Source organism: Methylobacterium sp. AC315 (genome assembly GCF_979253755.1).
In genome coordinates this window covers 50,802-67,825 of the sequence record NZ_CEEDEA010000006.1, presented here as the reverse complement: position 1 = coordinate 67,825, position 17,024 = coordinate 50,802, and the positions used below count along the sequence as shown (strand labels likewise).

Annotated in this window: 14 protein-coding genes; 3 read left to right on the top strand and 11 right to left on the bottom strand. The window is 68.7% G+C overall.

The window, feature by feature from the left end:
* Positions 1–62 precede the first annotated feature (62 nt).
* Entirely contained in the window at positions 63–2,174 is a 2,112-nt protein-coding gene (locus tag AC0IY0_RS12475) for an ABC transporter ATP-binding protein/permease (protein WP_471763939.1), read from the bottom strand.
* 151 nt (positions 2,175–2,325) lie between these two features.
* Entirely contained in the window at positions 2,326–2,646 is a 321-nt protein-coding gene (locus AC0IY0_RS12470; protein WP_471763938.1) for a hypothetical protein, read from the bottom strand.
* A gap of 289 nt (positions 2,647–2,935) precedes the next feature.
* On the opposite strand from AC0IY0_RS12470, the gene AC0IY0_RS12465 reads away from it, so the two are divergent.
* The gene (locus AC0IY0_RS12465; RefSeq protein ID WP_147939172.1) at positions 2,936–3,568 is read left to right on the top strand and encodes a 2OG-Fe(II) oxygenase; all 633 of its coding nucleotides are present in this window, start codon (positions 2,936–2,938) and stop codon (positions 3,566–3,568) included.
* A 98-nt stretch (positions 3,569–3,666) separates the two neighbouring features.
* The gene (locus tag AC0IY0_RS12460) at positions 3,667–4,329 is read left to right on the top strand and encodes a peptidase inhibitor family I36 protein (protein ID WP_471763936.1); all 663 of its coding nucleotides are present in this window, start codon (positions 3,667–3,669) and stop codon (positions 4,327–4,329) included.
* A gap of 94 nt (positions 4,330–4,423) precedes the next feature.
* On the opposite strand, the gene lpxB is transcribed toward AC0IY0_RS12460, so the two are convergent.
* From lpxB to AC0IY0_RS12415, 9 genes are all read right to left on the bottom strand, one after another.
* Positions 4,424–5,611 (bottom strand): lipid-A-disaccharide synthase, encoded by a 1,188-nt coding sequence (lpxB, locus tag AC0IY0_RS12455; protein ID WP_471763935.1) that lies wholly within the window; start codon positions 5,609–5,611, stop codon positions 4,424–4,426.
* Positions 5,608–6,471 (bottom strand): LpxI family protein, encoded by an 864-nt coding sequence (locus AC0IY0_RS12450; protein ID WP_471763934.1) that lies wholly within the window; start codon positions 6,469–6,471, stop codon positions 5,608–5,610. The genes lpxB and AC0IY0_RS12450 overlap by 4 nt, the downstream gene beginning before the upstream one ends.
* Positions 6,472–6,480: 9 nt before the next feature.
* On the bottom strand, positions 6,481–7,299 hold the full coding sequence (gene lpxA, locus AC0IY0_RS12445; RefSeq protein ID WP_147909824.1) for an acyl-ACP--UDP-N-acetylglucosamine O-acyltransferase: 819 nt from the start codon (positions 7,297–7,299) through the stop codon (positions 6,481–6,483).
* A complete protein-coding gene (gene fabZ, locus AC0IY0_RS12440) occupies positions 7,296–7,772 on the bottom strand; it encodes a 3-hydroxyacyl-ACP dehydratase FabZ (protein ID WP_147909823.1) in 477 nt (158 codons plus the stop codon). The genes lpxA and fabZ overlap by 4 nt, the downstream gene beginning before the upstream one ends.
* Before the next feature lie 121 nt (positions 7,773–7,893).
* On the bottom strand, positions 7,894–8,964 hold the full coding sequence (lpxD, locus tag AC0IY0_RS12435) for a UDP-3-O-(3-hydroxymyristoyl)glucosamine N-acyltransferase (RefSeq protein ID WP_471763932.1): 1,071 nt from the start codon (positions 8,962–8,964) through the stop codon (positions 7,894–7,896).
* Positions 8,965–9,014: 50 nt separating this feature from the next.
* The gene (gene bamA, locus AC0IY0_RS12430; RefSeq protein ID WP_147909821.1) at positions 9,015–11,585 is read right to left on the bottom strand and encodes an outer membrane protein assembly factor BamA; all 2,571 of its coding nucleotides are present in this window, start codon (positions 11,583–11,585) and stop codon (positions 9,015–9,017) included.
* 407 nt (positions 11,586–11,992) lie between these two features.
* Complete coding sequence (locus tag AC0IY0_RS12425) at positions 11,993–13,147, bottom strand: M50 family metallopeptidase (RefSeq protein WP_147909820.1); 1,155 nt, start codon at positions 13,145–13,147, stop codon at positions 11,993–11,995.
* Positions 13,148–13,320: 173 nt separating this feature from the next.
* On the bottom strand, positions 13,321–14,904 hold the full coding sequence (locus tag AC0IY0_RS12420; RefSeq protein WP_471763931.1) for a DHA2 family efflux MFS transporter permease subunit: 1,584 nt from the start codon (positions 14,902–14,904) through the stop codon (positions 13,321–13,323).
* 8 nt (positions 14,905–14,912) lie between these two features.
* A complete protein-coding gene (locus AC0IY0_RS12415) occupies positions 14,913–16,154 on the bottom strand; it encodes an HlyD family secretion protein (protein ID WP_471763930.1) in 1,242 nt (413 codons plus the stop codon).
* Positions 16,155–16,291: 137 nt separating this feature from the next.
* Here AC0IY0_RS12415 and AC0IY0_RS12410 point away from each other — a divergent pair, with 137 nt between their 5' ends.
* The gene (locus AC0IY0_RS12410; protein WP_471763929.1) at positions 16,292–16,930 is read left to right on the top strand and encodes a TetR/AcrR family transcriptional regulator; all 639 of its coding nucleotides are present in this window, start codon (positions 16,292–16,294) and stop codon (positions 16,928–16,930) included.
* Positions 16,931–17,024 lie beyond the last annotated feature (94 nt).

Here is a 17,024-nt window from a genome sequence, read left to right as displayed (position 1 = left end):
TAATATTTCCAAGGCGCAACTTCTACGGGGCATTTTCCCCGGGCTTCCGGGATAAATGGCACTTATTCTGCCGGCTGCGGCTCCTGGCGTTCCCGGGGCGTGAACAGGTTGCCCTGCGGCTCCAGCACGATACGCTTGTCGTGGAACGCGTCGAGGGTCGAGCGGTGGCCGATCGATACGATGGTGGTATCTGGCAGCCGCTCGCGCAGCATCCGGTAGATTTTGGCCTCGGACGGCTCGTCGAGCGACGCGGTCGACTCGTCGAGGAACAGCCAGGCGGGCTTGGCCAGGATCGCCCGGGCGATGGCGAGGCGCTGCTGCTCGCCGCCGGACAGTCGCCGCTCCCAGGTGTCGGTCTCGTCGAGGCGGTCGATCAGGTGCGGCAGCTGGGCCGCACTCAGGGCATCGCGGATCGCGTCGTCCGAGAACTGATCGACGGTGTTCGGGTAGACCACGGCGCCGCGCAGCGTCCCCTGCGGGATGTAGGGCCGTTGCGGCAACAGCAGCGTCGATTGCCCGGCCGGCACGTCCACCCGGCCCTTGCCGAACGGCCAGATGCCCGCGATCGCCCGGAACAGCGTCGACTTGCCTGAGCCGGAGGGGCCGGTGACCAGGGTGGCGCCGCCCTGCGGCAGGGTCAGCTCCGGGGCCGAGACGATCTCGCGGCCGTCCGGCAGGGCGAGTACCAGCCCGCGGGCGGTGACGCCGTTGGCGGTCTCATTGCCCTGAATCAAACCGTAGCCCGCCGTCTCCAGCGCCTCGGCCTTGCTCATCGCCCGGCGGAAGGAGCCGAGACGGATGGTGTTGGCCTTGTACGAGGCGAGGGTCGTGTACGAGTCCACGAAGAAGGACAGCGAGCTCTGCACCTGCGAGAACGCCTGCGAGGTCTGCTGCAGAGCGCCGAGCGTGATCTTCTTGGCGAAGAACGACGGCGCGGCCAGCACCATCGGGAAGATCACACTGGCCTGCCGGTAGCTGAACGTGAAGGCGATCAGCTTGATGCGCCGGAAGATGATGCCGACGTAGTTGTCGATGATCATGTGGAACAGCGAGCCGAGCCGCGTCGCCTCCGCACGCTCGCCGCGCAGCAGCGCAATCTGCTCCGAGTAGATCCGGTTGCGGGCCAGCGAGAAGCGGAAATCGGCCTCGACCTGCTCCTGCCGGAAGTTGAGCCCGATCAGGGGCCGGCCGATCAGGTGGGTGAGCCAGGTGCCGACCACCGCGTAGGCGATCACCAGCCAGACCAGGAAGCCCGGAATCACCGTATCGGTGAACGGCACGACGAAGTCGCGCGACAGGGTCCACAAGATCACGATGAATGAGACGAGCTGCGCCGCCTGGCTCAGCAGCCGGATCGACAGGCTCGCGGTCTGCTGGATGAACAGGTTCACGTCGGCCTGGATCCGCTGATCCGGGTTGTCGGCTTCCTCGTCGGTGAACGGGATGCGGTAATGGGTACCGTTGCCCAGCCAGCGCTCGTACAGGCTGTGGGTCAGCCACGTCCGCCAGCGGATGTGCAGCGAGGAATCGACGAATAGGTCGAACATGCCGATGGCGATGTTGAGCGTCGCCAGGGGGACGAAGATCCAGAGCAACTGGTACCAGAACGCCGTCGCGTCGTATTCCTGCAGCGCGTTGTAGATGTCGCGGTAGAAGAAGTTGAACCGCAGGGTCAGCGCCACGTCGGCGAAGTTCACGAAGATCGACAGCGCGACCAGGTTGCGGCCGATCCGGCCCTCGGTGCTGCCGAACCGGCGGAACAGGCCGATCTCCTTGGTCGGCTTGTCGCGGTTGGCGAAATACGGGTCGGCGATGTCGGTGATCGCGCGGATCGGACCGAGATGCGAGACGCCGAGCACGATGGCGCCGAACACCACCGCGCCGGTGGCGGCGAAGTCCGGCGGCAGCAGCGCGGCCACCACCGGGGGCAGCAGGCCCATGGCGGCGCTCGTCTTCAGGCCGGCGAGCAGCAGGTAGCCGAACCCGTAGACCGAGACGAAGACCTTCAGGTAGGCCGAGATGCCGTTGGCGGCGATCAGGATACCGGCCATCGCGAAGCCGGCGAGCGAGACGTAAAGCGGTGGGCTGGGGATCCCCGGAAGCGCCAGCAGGATCAGCGCGGCCACGGCCGTGAGCACGGCCTGGATCCCGAGCCCGGTCCTGAGTGAAGCCACGCGTGTCTCCCGCCTAACGTGAGCGTTCATTCGGGAACGCAACCCGGCGGCCTTGGCCCTGGGTCATGGCGAGAACGTGGCACTTCGCGGCCGCTGTCACGTGAAAGTTTCGTCACGATCCGGCCGAGGCCACGCTACGGCGGGTCACGCGCTACCAGTTCCACTCCTCGAAGCCCGGTTCGCGGCAGCGATAGCCGATCGGGCATTGCGGATTGTCGCGGGTGGGGACGAAGCGCAGTTCGGCGATCTCGCCGCCGCTGCACTGGCCCGGGCCGCTGACGAAACGCTCCGGCACGGTACCGCCGGCGATCATCACGTCGCCCTCGCTCTTCACGAGAGCCATCGCCTCGGCGCAGCTCATCCGCGCCGGCCCGGCGGGGCGCGACGACCGCGACGATTGGGCGAACGCGCTCACCCCGGCCGCCATAGCGACAAGGTGAACGTACAGCAAGGCGAGGACCAGCGGCCTCATCGCGGACGGGTTCCGGGTACGCACCCGAGAAGAAAGTCCTCGGGCATCGCGCCATCCTGCACGGCCAGGCGGCCCGAGACTGTCACCGGAATGCGCCACCACACGGCTTTCGCCGTTGGACCGCCGCAATCACCGGATTATGGGATTCCAGGATCAGGGAAAGCGCTCGAGATTTGGTGACCGCCGACGCCCAAGGCGCGCGCCCGGCCCGCCCCCCCGATGATCCTCCGGCACGCGCCCCTGGCGCCGGCGTGCCGGCCGTCGCGCGCCGGAGACCAGGGACCCGCAGATGTCCGCCCTCTCGATCCTCGACGTTTCCGCGGTGCGTGCCGCCCCGGTGGCCCGCGAGCCCTACCCGTACACGCTTGGTACCAACGTCCTGAACCCGGACGCCATCGAGGCAATCCGGCGCGACTTCCCGGACATCGCCAAGCCCGGCTACCTCACGGTGGATGAAGTCGCCCTCAAGGGCCGGTTCAAGGCGCTGATCGACGAACTGGAGAGCGACGCGTTCTCGGAGATCCTCGGCGAGAAGTTCGGCATCGATCTCGTCTCCTGTCCGCGGCTGACCACGATCATGCGGAAGAGCCAGCTGAAATACGGTTCGATCCACACCGACGGCCCGTCGAAGGTGCTGACGCTGCTCGTCTACATGAACGACGCCTGGGACGCCCCGGCCGCCGGACGCCTGCGTGTGCTCTACGACGGCCGCAACTACGCGCCCTTCGCCGTGGAGGTTCCCCCGACCATGGGGACGATGTTCGCGTTCCTGCGGGCCGACAATTCCTGGCACGGCCACGAGCCGTTCGAGGGTGAGCGCCGGGTGGTGCAGGTCGCTTGGCTCAAGGACGCCGCGGAACTGGAGCGCAAGCGCAAGCGCAACCGCACCGCCCAGTTCCTGAAAGGGATCTTCGGACGCTGAGCGACACGACAGTTCCCCATAGCCCTTTGTTCGGGCATCCTTTTCCCCATCATCTTGGCGACCGAATCGGCGTCGGATGCCTGGATCAGGGGGTAAGGATGGGTGCGGTCGTGCTGGCCGATCCGGGTGATGAACCCCGTACCGGCTCCAAGCGCCGCTTCGTCGTGCCCGCGTTCCTCGTTCTCGGCTGGGTCGGGCTTTTCGCCTACAGCGCGATCTACCTCACCGAGGACATGCCGTTCCGGACGCAGCCGGCCGAAACCCGGCCCGCTCCGGCCCCGAAGCCCCAGGGCCGTCGGGTCGTGATGCTCGACGCGCTCGACGAGGCCGCACCAGCGGTGCAGGGCCTGGATGCCGCGCTTCCGGTGGCCTCGCCCGGTGTTCGGAGCCCTGCGGATCCAGGCGCGCAGGCGGCGATCGTTCCCCCGGCGGCACCGGTATCCCCGAGGCAAGCGAGCCCGGCCAATCCCGACTATGCCGGCATCTGGGGGCCAACCGCAGATGCCTGCTCGGCACGCTCCCGACGCAGGGGCTACATCCCGGCCACCATCACGCCGGAGCGAGCCCGGGCCGGCCGCACCATCTGCAATTTCCACGACGGCCACCGCGTCGGCAACGCCTGGGTGGTCGCCGCCGAATGCAGCGACCGCGGCCGGCACTGGTCCTCGCAGGTGCGGCTCGTGGTCGAAGGCGACCGCCTCACCTGGTCGAGCGGGCGCGGCACAGCGGCCTACGTGCGCTGCGGGCGGCGCGGCGGCTGATTATCGCGTTTCGTATCGCGGTCGGACCGCTCCGGCTGATGCGCCCCAAGTCAGGACTTGGGTTTGCTCCTGAAGCGAGCGAGCAACTCACCCGTCAGGCCAGCCCGATCGTCCGTTCCCCGGCGGCGTTCAGAACGATCCGCGCTGCGGCCCGGCTCGGCGTGTCGTCGCCGGAGAGCCGCATCATTCCGTCGATCCGGGCGAGCGCGTCGCTCTGCGCGTCGCGCTCCGGGCCGCCCGCCAGCAGCGGCAGAAGGGCCTCGGCCAAGTGCTCGGGCGTGCAATCGGCCTGGACGAATTCCGGCATGGCGTTGTCGGCCAGGATCAGGTTCGGCAGCACGATGCTGGGCACCTGGATCAGGCGGCGGGCGATGAACTCCTCCGCGCGTGAGACCTTGTAGGCCACAACCATCGGGACGCCCGCCAGCGCCAGTTCCAGCGTGACGGTGCCGGAGGCCGCGAGCGCCGCCCGGCCCCCCCGGAACGCGGCATATTTCGGCGCCTCGCCGGTCAGCACCTGAACGGGAACCGGCCAGTTCAGGGCCAGCCGCTCGATCAGGGCCCGGTGGCGGGTCACGGCCGGCAGGACAGCCTCCACCTCGAGGACGCGGGAGACAAGCTCCAACGCCCGCCCGAACACCGGCATCAGCCGGTCGATCTCTGCCCGGCGGGAGCCCGGCAGGACCACGAGGCGGTAGGGGACCGCCGCCCGCCGCCGGACCTCCGTCGCGGACGGGCGCAAGTCCGGAAACCGCTCGATCAACGGGTGGCCGACATAGGTGCAGGGCGGGCCTCCGAGGCGCAGATGCGCGTCCGGCTCGAACGGCAGCAACGCCATCACGTGGTCGATGAAGCCGCGCATGCCCTTGGCCCGCCATGGCCGCCAGGCCCAGACACTCGGCGACACGTAATCGACGATGGGGATGCCGGGCGCCGCCTTCCGGACCCGCTGGGCGACCGCGTGGGTGAAGCCCGGGCTGTCGATGATCACCAGGACGTCGGGCCGGGCCCGCACCACCGCGGTCGCGGTCTCGCGAATGCGCCGCAGCAGCGTCCGAGCCCGGGCGAGCACCGGCAGGTAACCCATGACGGCGACGTCATCGAGGGGGAACAGGGAGGTGAACCCCTCCTCGGTCATGGCCTCGCCGCCGACGCCGCCGAACACGGTCCCGGGCGCCGCAGCGCGCAGCGCACGCATCAGCTTGGCACCGAGTTGATCCCCGGAATCCTCGCCGGCCACCAGCCAGATTTTCTTCGATGCGGGCACGGGAGCGGCGCTCATGGCGCGGTTCCGTAGCCGACCAGGAACAGGCCGAGGCGGTCGGCCTCCGCGGCAGTGGCGGCCCGGTCGATCACGAGGGTGCCGCCGGCTTCCAGCGCGAGGCCAACGCAGCCGGCCGCGGCGGCGTTGCGCACGGTCCGGGGGCCGATCGCCGGCAAATCGATGCGCAAGTCCTGGCCGAGCTTCGGCGCCTTGACCAGCACGGTCGCGGGCAGCGCCCGCCCCCGACCGAACGGCTTGCGCCCGAGCGCCCGGGCGCGGGCGAGCATGCGGTCGGTGCCCTCCGGCCCCTCGACGGCGATCACCCGCTCGCCGGAGACCGCCACCGCCTGCCCGAGATCGTAGGGCGAGAGCGCGTCGAGGACCCCGCGCGCGGTACGGATCGACAGGCCGGCATCCATATCGGGACCCAGGCGTCCGAGCCGGCCCACCGGGCAGAGCAGGTCCGGCGCGGCCTCGTGGACGCCGAGCACCCGGTGGCCCTCCTCCTCGACCAGCGCCAGGGCGGCGCGCAGGAGCCGGTCGTCGCCCCCTCCGGCGATCGCGCGCAGGGTCTCGCGATTTCGCAAGGCCGCACCGGCATTGAGGAGCGCCGCCGGGCTCGGCCGAGACACGCCGCCGGCCGGGACCATCACGGCCGGCCCCCATCGGCGCAGCAGCTTGAGGATCGCCGCGAGATCGAGGAGGTCGACGGTGGCGTCGGCCCGGGCGCGCAGGGACCGCTCGGTAAACCCGCGGAGCGCGATCAGCCGGAACGGTCGGTTTGCCCGGTTCAGCGATTCAGCCACCAGATCGGGCAGCCGGCCGGCGCCAGCGATCAGGACGAGCGTACTCTCGGGCAGCGGCGCGGCATCGGCCATGACGGGGGCTCAGGCCGCCCCGATCGGGACCGGGAGCTCGCGGGGCGTGCAGATCGAGCGCTTCCCGCCCGCCCGGATGAAGGCAAGGATCTCGGACACGGCGGCGTGAGACTCGAAGGTCACGGCGACGTCCTCGACCCGCTCCATCAGCGTACCTTCCGGCGCGAACAGCAGCCGGTAAGCCCTGCGCAGCGCGTGGATGTCTTCCCGAGCGAAGCCCCGGCGCTGCAGGCCGATGATGTTGAGCCCGGACAGGTAGGCGCGGTTGCCGAGCACCATGCCGTACGGGATGCAGTCGTTCTCCAGGCCGGAGAGGCCGCCCACGAAGGCGTGCGCCCCGACCCGCGCGAACTGGATCACGGCGGCGCCGCCCCCCAGGATCGCGTAATCGCCGACGCTGCAATGGCCGGCCAGCATCACGTTGTTGGAGAAGATGACGTGGTCGCCCACCCGGCAATCGTGCCCGACATGGGAATTGGCCAGGAAGGTGCAGTGATCCCCGACCGAAGTTTCGAGGCCGCCCCCGCTGGTGCCGGGGTTCATGGTCACGCCCTCGCGGATCAGGCAGTCGGAGCCTACCGTCAGCGTCGAGGCCTCGCCCCGATATTTCAGATCCTGCGGCTGGTGACCGATGGAGGCGAACGGGAAGATCCGGGTGCGGGGGCCGATCGCGGTTCGGCCAGCAAGGACCACATGGCTGAGGAGCTCGCACCCCTCCCCTAGCACCACCTCTGGGCCGACGTGGCAGAACGGGCCGATCCGCACGCCGTCCCCGATCTCGGCGCCGGATTCGATCACCGCGCTCGGGTGGATGAAGGCGTCGCTCACTCCGTCACCAGCATGGCGCCGATCTCGGCCTCCGCCACCAGCACGCCGTCGACCCGGGCCTCACCCCGGAACCACCACATGGTCCGGCGGTGATTCATCTTCTTCATGTGAAAGCGCACCTGGTCGCCGGGGGTGACCGGCTTGCGGAACTTGCACTTGTCGATGGTCATGAAGAACACCTGCTTGGTCCGCAACTCATCCGTCCGGATGTGGCGGCAGCAGATCGCGCCGGCGGTCTGGGCCATGCCTTCGATCAGCAGGACGCCGGGGAAAACCGGCATTCCGGGGAAATGCCCCATGAATTGCGGCTCGTTGGCGGTGACGTTCTTGATGCCGACGCAGGATTCATCGCGATCGATCTCGACGATGCGGTCAATCATCAGGAACGGGTAGCGGTGCGGCAGCAGCTCCAGCAACGTCTGGATGTCGGCTGTGCCCAGCTCCTCGTCGGTGTCGCGCGCCGCCTCGCTCATCGAATCCCGTACCTCGCGTCACCGCCATCGGGCGGACCGATATCCGCCCGCCATGACGGGCGGACGCCCTCTTCGGAAGAATTCGGCGGAAGCGCAAGGGTTTCCCGGCACCGGGCTACGATCAGACGGCGTCCGAAGGCGGATCCTTCTCCGCATCCTTGCCCGAGCGCTCGGCCAGGCGCGCCAGCGTCGTCAACTCCCGGAACCACGCCCGCACCGGCTTGGCCGGGGTGCCGCCCCAGCGGCTGCCCGGCGGGACGTCGCGGTTTACGTTGGACGAGCCGGCGATCTGGGCGCCACGGCCGATTCGCAGGTGGCCGACCACGCCGACCTGGCCGCCGAGCACCACGTAATCCTCCAGCGTGGTCGAGCCCGAGATGCCGACCCCGGAGACGATCACGCAATGGCGGCCGATGACGACGTTGTGGGCGATCTGGACCAAGTTATCGATCTTGGTGCCCTCGCCGATCACCGTATCGCGCGAGGCGCCCCGGTCGATCGTGGTGTTGGCGCCGATCTCGACATCGTCCTGGACGATCACCCGGCCGATCTGCGGCACCTTGAGGTGCGTGGCGCCCATGGCGAAGCCGAAACCGTCCTGTCCGAGCCGGGCACCGGGATGCAGGATCACCCGGTTGCCGAGGAGCGCGTGGCTCAGGGTCGTGCCGGCGCCGATGGAGCAGTCGCGCCCGATCCGGACGCCGGGGCCGATCACCGCGTTCGGGCCGATGACGCTCCCGGACCCGATCTCCGCCCCCGGCCCGACGACGGCGCCGGGATCGACCGTGACCCCCTCCTCCAACCGCGCTTCCGGGTGGACATGGGCGCCCGGAGCGATGCTGCGGCCGCCGAACTGAGAACCGGGACGCAGGGCGTCCGGGTGCAGGCGGCCGAGCAGGGCCGCGTAGGCGCGGTATGGGTCGCGGCTGACCAGCGCAACGGTCCCGGCCGGACAGCGCGCCGCGAAGCGCGGGCTTACCAGGCAGGCGCCGGCGCGGGTCGCAGTGAGCGCGTCGCCGTAGCGGGCATTGTCCATGTAGGCGAGGTCGTTCGGCCCGGCGCTCTCGAGCGGGGCCGCGGCGGCGAGCCGGTATTCCGGGTCCGCACCCTCGGGCAGGGACGCACCGGCGGCGGCGGCGACATCGGCGAGGGTGAGGAAGCCGGTCGCGGCGAAGAAATCGGGATCTGACATGCAGGGCAACGCGCCGGCCGGAGAAATCCGGCCAGCGCGTGTGGTTTTTATCAGAACCGCGAGCCGCCGGAGAAGCGGAACGCCTGGGTCTGATCCTTGCCGATATGGCCGACCTTGCCGAGCAGCGGCACGTAGACCGATTGGCCCTCGTCCTTCGTCAGGGCGTAGGCGTAGTCGAACCGGATCGGGCCGAGCGGCGAGTTCCACAGGATGGACGCGCCGATCGAGGAGCGGATCGCAGCCGTGTCGCGGACGTTCACACATTCCGGCTCGACGCCGATGTTGAATGCGGAGAAGTTGCACTTCCCGGTCTGGGGCGAGATGCCGTTGATGAAGCCGTCGCCGTTCACGTTGAAGTTACGCCGTCCGCTATAGCCGAACAGCGTGCCGGCATCGGCGAAGACCGCGCCCTTCAGGCCCAGATCCCGCGGGATGAGGGGCAGCGGGAACTGCACTTCGAGGGTACCGCCGATATAGGTGGAACCGCCGATGGCGTTGGAGCGGGCGTCGGCGATGCCGACGTCGCGCGGGCCGATGCCGTTCGGCGCGAAGCCGCGGACCAGCGACGGGCCTAGGAAGAACTCGTCGGTGACGCGCAGCGGCTTGCCGTCGATGGCGTTGATGTGACCGCCCTGGAACCGGACGAACCCGATCACGTCTTCGAACAGCTCCTTGTAGTAGCGCGCATCCGCGGTGACGCGGAAGAACTTCGAGTCGCCGCCCAGGCCGGCCACGTCGGGCTTCAGCTCGGCGTAGAGGCCGTTGCGCGGTGCGCCGACCACGTCGAGGGTCGAGTAGGCGAGCGTCAGGCCGGCCAGCGAGGTCAGCGTGTTGCCCTGCGAGCCCTTGATGGCGATCGACGCTTCGCCGTCATACGCGCAGTTCGGGTAGACCGACTGGCCGCCGATGTTGCGGCCGCTGTTCGGGTCGATCGTGCCGCCCGCGTAGGTGGCGGTGTAGCCCGGGATCGGCGTCGAGCAGTCGTTGTACGGCCGCTTGAGGGTGTTCGGGACCTTCAGCTCGGTGTTGTACAGCGAGTAGCGCAGGGTGATGCCGAACTCCTCGGTGATCGGCAGGCCGAGGCGCAGCTGGCCGCCATACACCGTGGTCTCGTAGCGCGAGTACCGGGTCAGGTCGGAGTACTTGTAGAAGGCGTCGAAGCCGGCGGCGAGCCGGTAGCCGAGGAAGTACGGCTCGGTGAACGAGAAATCGACGCCGCGCGAGTACTGGCCGCCCGTGCCGGCGAGGCGGACATACTGGCCGCGGCCGAGGAAGTTGGACTCGGAGACCGAGACCTCGCCGATGATGCCGTCCTGGGTGGAGTAGCCGCCCGCCACCGAGAACGAACCCGTGGGCTGATCCTCGACATCGATGTTGATGACCACGCGGTCGGCAGCGGAGCCGGGCTCGTTGGAGAACCGGACCTTCTTGAAGAAGCCGAGGCCGTTCAGGCGCCGCTCGGCCCGATCGGTCAGCACGCGGTTGTAGGCATCGCCCTCGGCGATATCCAGCTCGCGGCGGATGACGTAGTCGCGGGTGCGGGTGTTGCCGCGGATGTTGATGCGCTCGACGTAGACGTGCGGGCCGTCCTCGACCACGAAGCCCAGCGAGACCTGGTGGGTCGCGGGATCGCGCTGGCCGGTCGGGCGGACCTGGGCGAACGGATAGCCGGCGCGGTTGACCTCGCGGGTGACGTTGTTGAGCGTCCGCTCCACGTCGTCGGCGTTGTAGACGTCGCCCACCGCGGCGGTGATGTTGCTGTCGAGCTTGGCGGTGTCGATGCCGGGCAGGCGGGAATCCACCGCCACAGCGCCGACCTTGTACTGCTCACCCTCGTTGACCGTGATGGTGATGACGTAGCCCGAGCTGTCGGCCTCGACGTAGCGGGCGTCGGCGCTGACCACCTGGAAGTCGGCGTAGCCGTTCTTCAGGTAGTAGCGGCGCACCTGGTCCAGGTCGGTGGTGATGCGATCCGGATCGTAGACGTCGGAGGTCTTGATGAACGACAGGAAGTTCATCTCGGAGGAGCTCATCAGCCCCTTCAGGGTCCGCTCCGAGTAGGCGTTGTTGCCGACGAAGTTGATCGAGATGATGCCGGTCTTGTCGCCCTCGTCGACCTGGTAGATCACGTCGACCCGGCCGTTCGGCAGGTCCACGGTCCGGTAGGTGACCTTGGCGGTGCCGCGGCCGAAGCGCTTGTAGACGTCGCGGATGCGGGCGAGGTCGGCGTTGACGATGGCCTCGCTGTAGGGGCCCCGCGCCTTGGCCTCGACGATGCCCTCGAGCGTCGCCTTCTCGACCTTCTTGTTGCCCTCGAACACGACCCGGTTGATCAGGTTGTTCTCGCGGACGGTGACCACCGTGCGACCGCCGGACTGGGCGACCTTCACGTCCGAGAACATGCCGCTGGCGAGCAGGTTGCGCCGGGCCTCCTCGGCGGAGCCGGACGCCGTCCCGGTCACGTAGGACCGGATCGTGTCGGCATCGACGCGCTGGTTGCCCTGGACGACGATCTGCTGCGCCTGAGCGGCACCGCTCAGGACCAGGCCCGCACCGGCGGCGACTAGGACGATGGTCTTCCGCACCGACTTACGTCGGGGCTTCCCCGTCAACGACATCATGCAATCGCCCGTTTCTGTTCTGGTCGCGGGGGTTAGCCCGTCACAGGCGACCGTTGACCGGTCGTCCTGTCACCCTGGTCCAAGCGTGGCTTCAGGTCCAAGCGTAGCTCTTAGCGGGATTCCCCTGCCAAGCAAACGCGCGGGAGGCCATCGTCAGGGGATTTTGGGGGGTCGTGGCCTTCGCGCCACTTAACGGAGGGCGGACCACGCGGGCAAAGCCCCAATCATGGTGAATGGCCCGTAAATCTCTGAGACCACACCTGTTTTCGCGCCCGCCAATGCTAGCATTAACGCTGTTTTAAGCACCGCCCGGGGCGGCTTCGGGGCAGTCTCCGGGCGGTATCGCGGCGGGATTAGGGCACCGATTCCGGTGGAGACCGGACCGGTGCCCGCGCGGGATCCCCGGATCAGGTGTTCCGCCAGGACGCGCCGAGGTTGAGGATGTCGTTCCACGCGGCGAACAGCATCAGCATCAGGACCAGCGCGAGGCCGATCCGGAACCCGATCTCCTGGGCGCGCTCGCTGAGCGGACGACCGCGGACGACCTCGAAGGCGTAGAACAACAGGTGCCCGCCATCGAGAAGCGGCACCGGAAAGAGGTTCAAGAGGCCGATCGAGACCGAGAGCAGCGCGATGAGGCCGACAAGCCCTCCGACGCCGCCGTTCTTGGCGACCTCGCCGGAGACCCGGGCGATGCCGATCGGACCCGACAGCTGATCGGCCGATTCCCGTCCGGTTGCGAGCTTGCTCAGGTAGGAGAAGGTCCGCTCCACCACGAAGTAGGTCTCGCGCACGCCAAGATCGAGGGAATCGAGCGCTCCGTACCGGACCAGCCGCGCCTCCGACCCGGCCGGCGAGCGGATGCCGAGCCGGCCGATCCGGTGGCGGCCGAAGGGCGTCTTCTCCTCGTAGGTGGCGGGCGTCGCCTGGATGGTGATCGGTTGCTCGGCCCGCTCCACCGTGAAGGTCAGCGGTGTGCCGGCACTGCCGGTCACGGTGCGGTACATGGCGTTGAAGTCGCCGATCTTCTCGCCGTCGATGGCAGTGATCACGTCGCCGGGCTGGAAGCCGGCCTGGGCTGCGACGCTGCCGGGTTCCACGGAGGAGACCCGGGCGGGCAGCTCGTAGCGCCCGGCCAGCCAGATCGCTCCGGCAAAGAGCAGGATCGCCAAGATGAAATTTGCCACGGGTCCGGCGGCGACGATCGCGGCGCGCTTGGCCACGGGCTGGGTCGGGAAGCTGATCGCCCGCTCGTGCGGGGACATCCGGGCGATCGTCTCCGGATCCGGCATGCTGGCGCCGTTGGCGTCACCGTGGAACTTGACGTAGCCGCCGAGCGGGATGGCGCAGAGCTTCCAGCGGGTGCCACGCCGGTCGTTGAACCCGACCAGTTCCGGTCCGAAGCCGAGGGAGAAGGCGTGCACGCCGACCCCGCACCAGCGGCCGACCAGGAAGTGGCCCATCTCGTGGACGAAGACCACCACGGTGAGCACGAACAGGAACGGGATCACGGCTCCGAAGAAGCCGCCGGCGGTCCCGCCCATCGCGTTGAGAAAGTCCATAAGCCGATCCCTGGCCGTCTCTGCACCGGCTTCTCAGGCCGGCCATCCGGCCGGTCTAGCAGATCGGTGCGGTTGACCGCCAACGCAATCCTCCGGGCCTGACGCGGGTGGTCGCGGGGCGCACATCGCGACAGACGATCCCCGATATCCTCGGGCCTACGCAGTGCAAGCCGTCAGTGTCCCCCGCCCCCGCCAGCCGCCGCGCGGGGCCGGCGGATCAGCGGCACAGCGCAGGCCATCGCCAGGAACAGGACCGTCAGCGCCAGGAACACGTCCTCGAAGGCCATGACGAGGCCCTGGATCCGGACCGTGTTGGACATGGCCTTGAGCGCCATGCCGGGGGCCGCGCTGCCGTAGGAGTCGAATCCGCGCTGCATGGAGTCGAGGCGCTCCAGGGCGGCGGTGTTGGCCCAGGTGAAGCGCTCGTGGAGCCGGGCGAGATGCAGGTCCCAGCGGGCGTTCAGCACGGTGTTGATCAGAGCCAGGCCGACCGCGCCGCCGAGGTTGCGGGTGAGGTTGTAGAGCCCGGAGGCATTCTTCATCCGGGCCGGCGGCAGGGTGCCGAGCGCGATGTTGTTGATTGGGATCATGCACAGCATCAGCGAGCAGCCGCGCAGCACTTGCGGCCACAGCAGCTCCCAGAAATCCCAGTCCTTCGTAAGGCCGGTGACGATCCAGGTGCCGCAGGCGAAGCCCACGAAGCCGATCCCCATCATGATCCGCGGATCGACCTTGCCGGACAGCCGGCCGGCGATCGGTGCCGTGGCGAACATGCACAGGCCCGAGACGAACATGGTCTCGCCGATCATCAGCGCCGAGTAGCCGCGCACCCGGGCGAGGTAGACCGGGTAGATGTAGGTCAGCCCGTACAGGCCGATGCCGAGCACGAAGCTCGCGACGCAGCCGCTGGCGAAGTTGCGGTCGGAGAAGGCGCGCAGGTCGACGATCGGCTGCCTGGCCGTGAACACACGCCAGAAGAACAGCAGTCCCGAGACCCCGCAGACCACCGCGCAGGCGAAGACCGCCTCGTCCTGCAGCCAATCGTGGTTCGGACCCTCCTCGAGGACGTATTCGAGGCAGCCGAGGAAACCCGCCATGAACGCGAGGCCGGCCCAGTCGAACGACTTCAGCAGGCCGTAGTTCGGCTTATCGAAATCGATCAGGATCCAGGTGGAGACCGTCACGACGATGCCGGGCACGACGTTGATCAGGAACAGCCAATGCCAGGACATCAGGTCGGTGAGATAGCCGCCGATCGTCGGCCCGATGGTTGGCGCCAGCGTCGCCACCAGACCGATCATCGGCGACACGATGGTACGCTTGGACGGTGGGAAGATCGTGAACGCGGCGGCGAACACGGTCGGGATCATGCCGCCGCCGATGAAGCCCTGCGCGGCGCGCCAGACGATCATCTCGGAGATCGACGAGGAGGTCGCGCACATCACGCTCATCAGCGTGAAGCCGCCCGCCGAGATCGCGAACATCCAGCGCGTCGAGAGCACCCGCGACAGGGTACCCGACAGCGGAATCGAGATGACCTCGGCGATCAGGTAGCTGGTCTGGACCCAGGGGATCTCGTCCCCGGAGGCCGAAAGGCCGGCCTGGATCTCGTTGAGGGAGGCCGAGACGATCTGGATGTCCAGGATCGCCATGAACATCCCGAACACCATGCAGAAGAACGCCACCATGCGGCGGCGGTCCATCGGCGGCTCGGCGGCCGGGGCTCCGGCCGGGATGGCGGCGGCGGTGGCGGCCATGGTCGGGCTCAGCGGCTTGCCGCGTCGAACCGCCGGTTCGCGGCCTGGTCGAGGACCGAGCGGTCGGTGCCGGTCCGGGTATCGACCCGCACCTCGGCCGAGAGGCCGGGCCGCAGCAGCCCCTCGCGGGCGATCTCATCGGGCACGCGCACCCGCACGGGCAGGCGCTGGACGATCTTGGTGAAGTTGCCGGTGGCATTGTCCGGCGGCAGCAGGCTGAACACCGAACCGGAGGCCGGCGAGAACGATTCGACCACCCCGTGGATCTCGCGATCGGGGTAGGCGTCCACCGTCACGATCACCGGCTGGCCCGGGCGCATGCGCTGCACCTGCGTCTCCTTGAAGTTCGCGTCGATGCGCACGCTCTGGAGCGGGACCAGGGCCGCGACCCGGGTGCCCGGCGCCACATAGGCGCCGGCCTCGACCGCCTTGTTGCCGACCACGCCGTCGAACGGGGCGCGGATCACCGTGAAGTCGAGGTCGCGCCGGGCGCGGTCGACCGCGGTGCGCAACTCGGCCGACAGGCGCTCCGCCTCGCGCTTCTGGGCTTGGAGCACGTCGACGTTGGCCCGGGCCGCCAGCAGCCCGGCCTCCATGCCCTTCACGGAAGCCTCGGTCCGGTCCCGGTCGGCGCGGGCCTGGTCGATCCGCGACTTGGCGACGTAATCCGCCTGCATCTGGGTCGCCCGGGCGAAGTCGGCCTGGGCGCGAACGGCATCGGCGCGGCTCGCGTCGATCTGGGCGGAGGCCTGGGCGACCTGCGCCTGCGCGGCCTCGACCTGCCGGCCGATCCGTACGATCGTGCTCTCCTGCGTGGCGAGCTTGTCCTGCGCGGCCTGGAGCGCGAGGCGATAATCGCCGTCGTCGAGCTTGGCGATCACGTCGCCCTTCTTGACCGAGAGGCCGTTCACCACGGGCACGGATTCGAGATAGCCGGAGACCTTGGCGGCCAGGACCGAGATATCGGCCTGCACATAGGCGTCGTCGGTCGAAATGAAGAACCGCCCTACGCTCCACCATTGCCAGCCCTCGTAGCCGCCGCCGGCCAGGGCTGCAGCCAGAACTCCCAGAAGCACCATGCGCCGGAGCGGGCGCTTACTGGCCGGTCCGGGTTCCTGAACGATAGGGGCGGTCGTGGACATCACGGCGGGACGGGGCTGAACGGGCGCCGGTGCAGGCCCCTCGGCCCGCTCCTCGTCCGATGGCTCGCTGTGCGCACCGGACCGGTCGCCATCCTCGCGTAGGGACATCGTACGCCTCTGACCTGATGACCGAACCGTTCGGTCAACGCACCGGACGTGCCTTGACGCACGTCGAATCTGACTTCAGAGTAAATTGACCGAACGGTTCGGTCAAGGGAAACGGCGTCTTGGACGCGGAGTGGGCGATGATTCAGGGCGCGGTGCTGGAACGGGGATCGTCACCGATCGAGAGCGACAAGCGGCGACAGATCCTCGACGGCGCGCGCACGGTCTTCCTGGCGGCGGGGTTCGATGGAGCCAGCATGGGCGAGATCGCCCGGGCGGCCGGCGTCTCGAAGGGCACGCTCTACGTCTACTTCGACAGCAAGGAGGATCTGTTCGAGGCGCTGATCATCCGGGAGAAGAGCAGCCTGGCCGAGGCCCTGTTCACCCTGGACGCCGACGATCCCGACGTGCCGGCCGTGCTGACGAAACTCGGCGCCCGTTTCCTGACCGAGATGGGTCGGCCGGAGCACGTGGCGGTGGTCCGTATGGTGATCGGCGCCTGCGAGAAATTCCCGCGCTTCGGACAGGCCTTCTACGAGGCCGGTCCGGCCTGCGGCGTGGCGCGGCTGTCTAGCTATCTGGACGCCCAGGTGCGGGCCGGCCGGCTCCGCGTCGCCGACACCGAACTCGCGGCAAGGCACTTCCTGCACCTCTGCCAGGCCGGCCAGATGACGCGGCTGCTCTTTGCGGCCGGCGATGCGGCGGGCGCGGCCGAGATCCGATATCAGGTCGACGGCGCAGTCCGGGTGTTCCTGGCCGGGTATGGGCCGGAGCGGTAGGGCGGGTCGATGTCGCGGGTCTCCGCGCGCATATTGTCCAGCATCGAAGGCTTGCCGGGTCCGATCCGCACGGTTTAAACATGTATACCGAAAG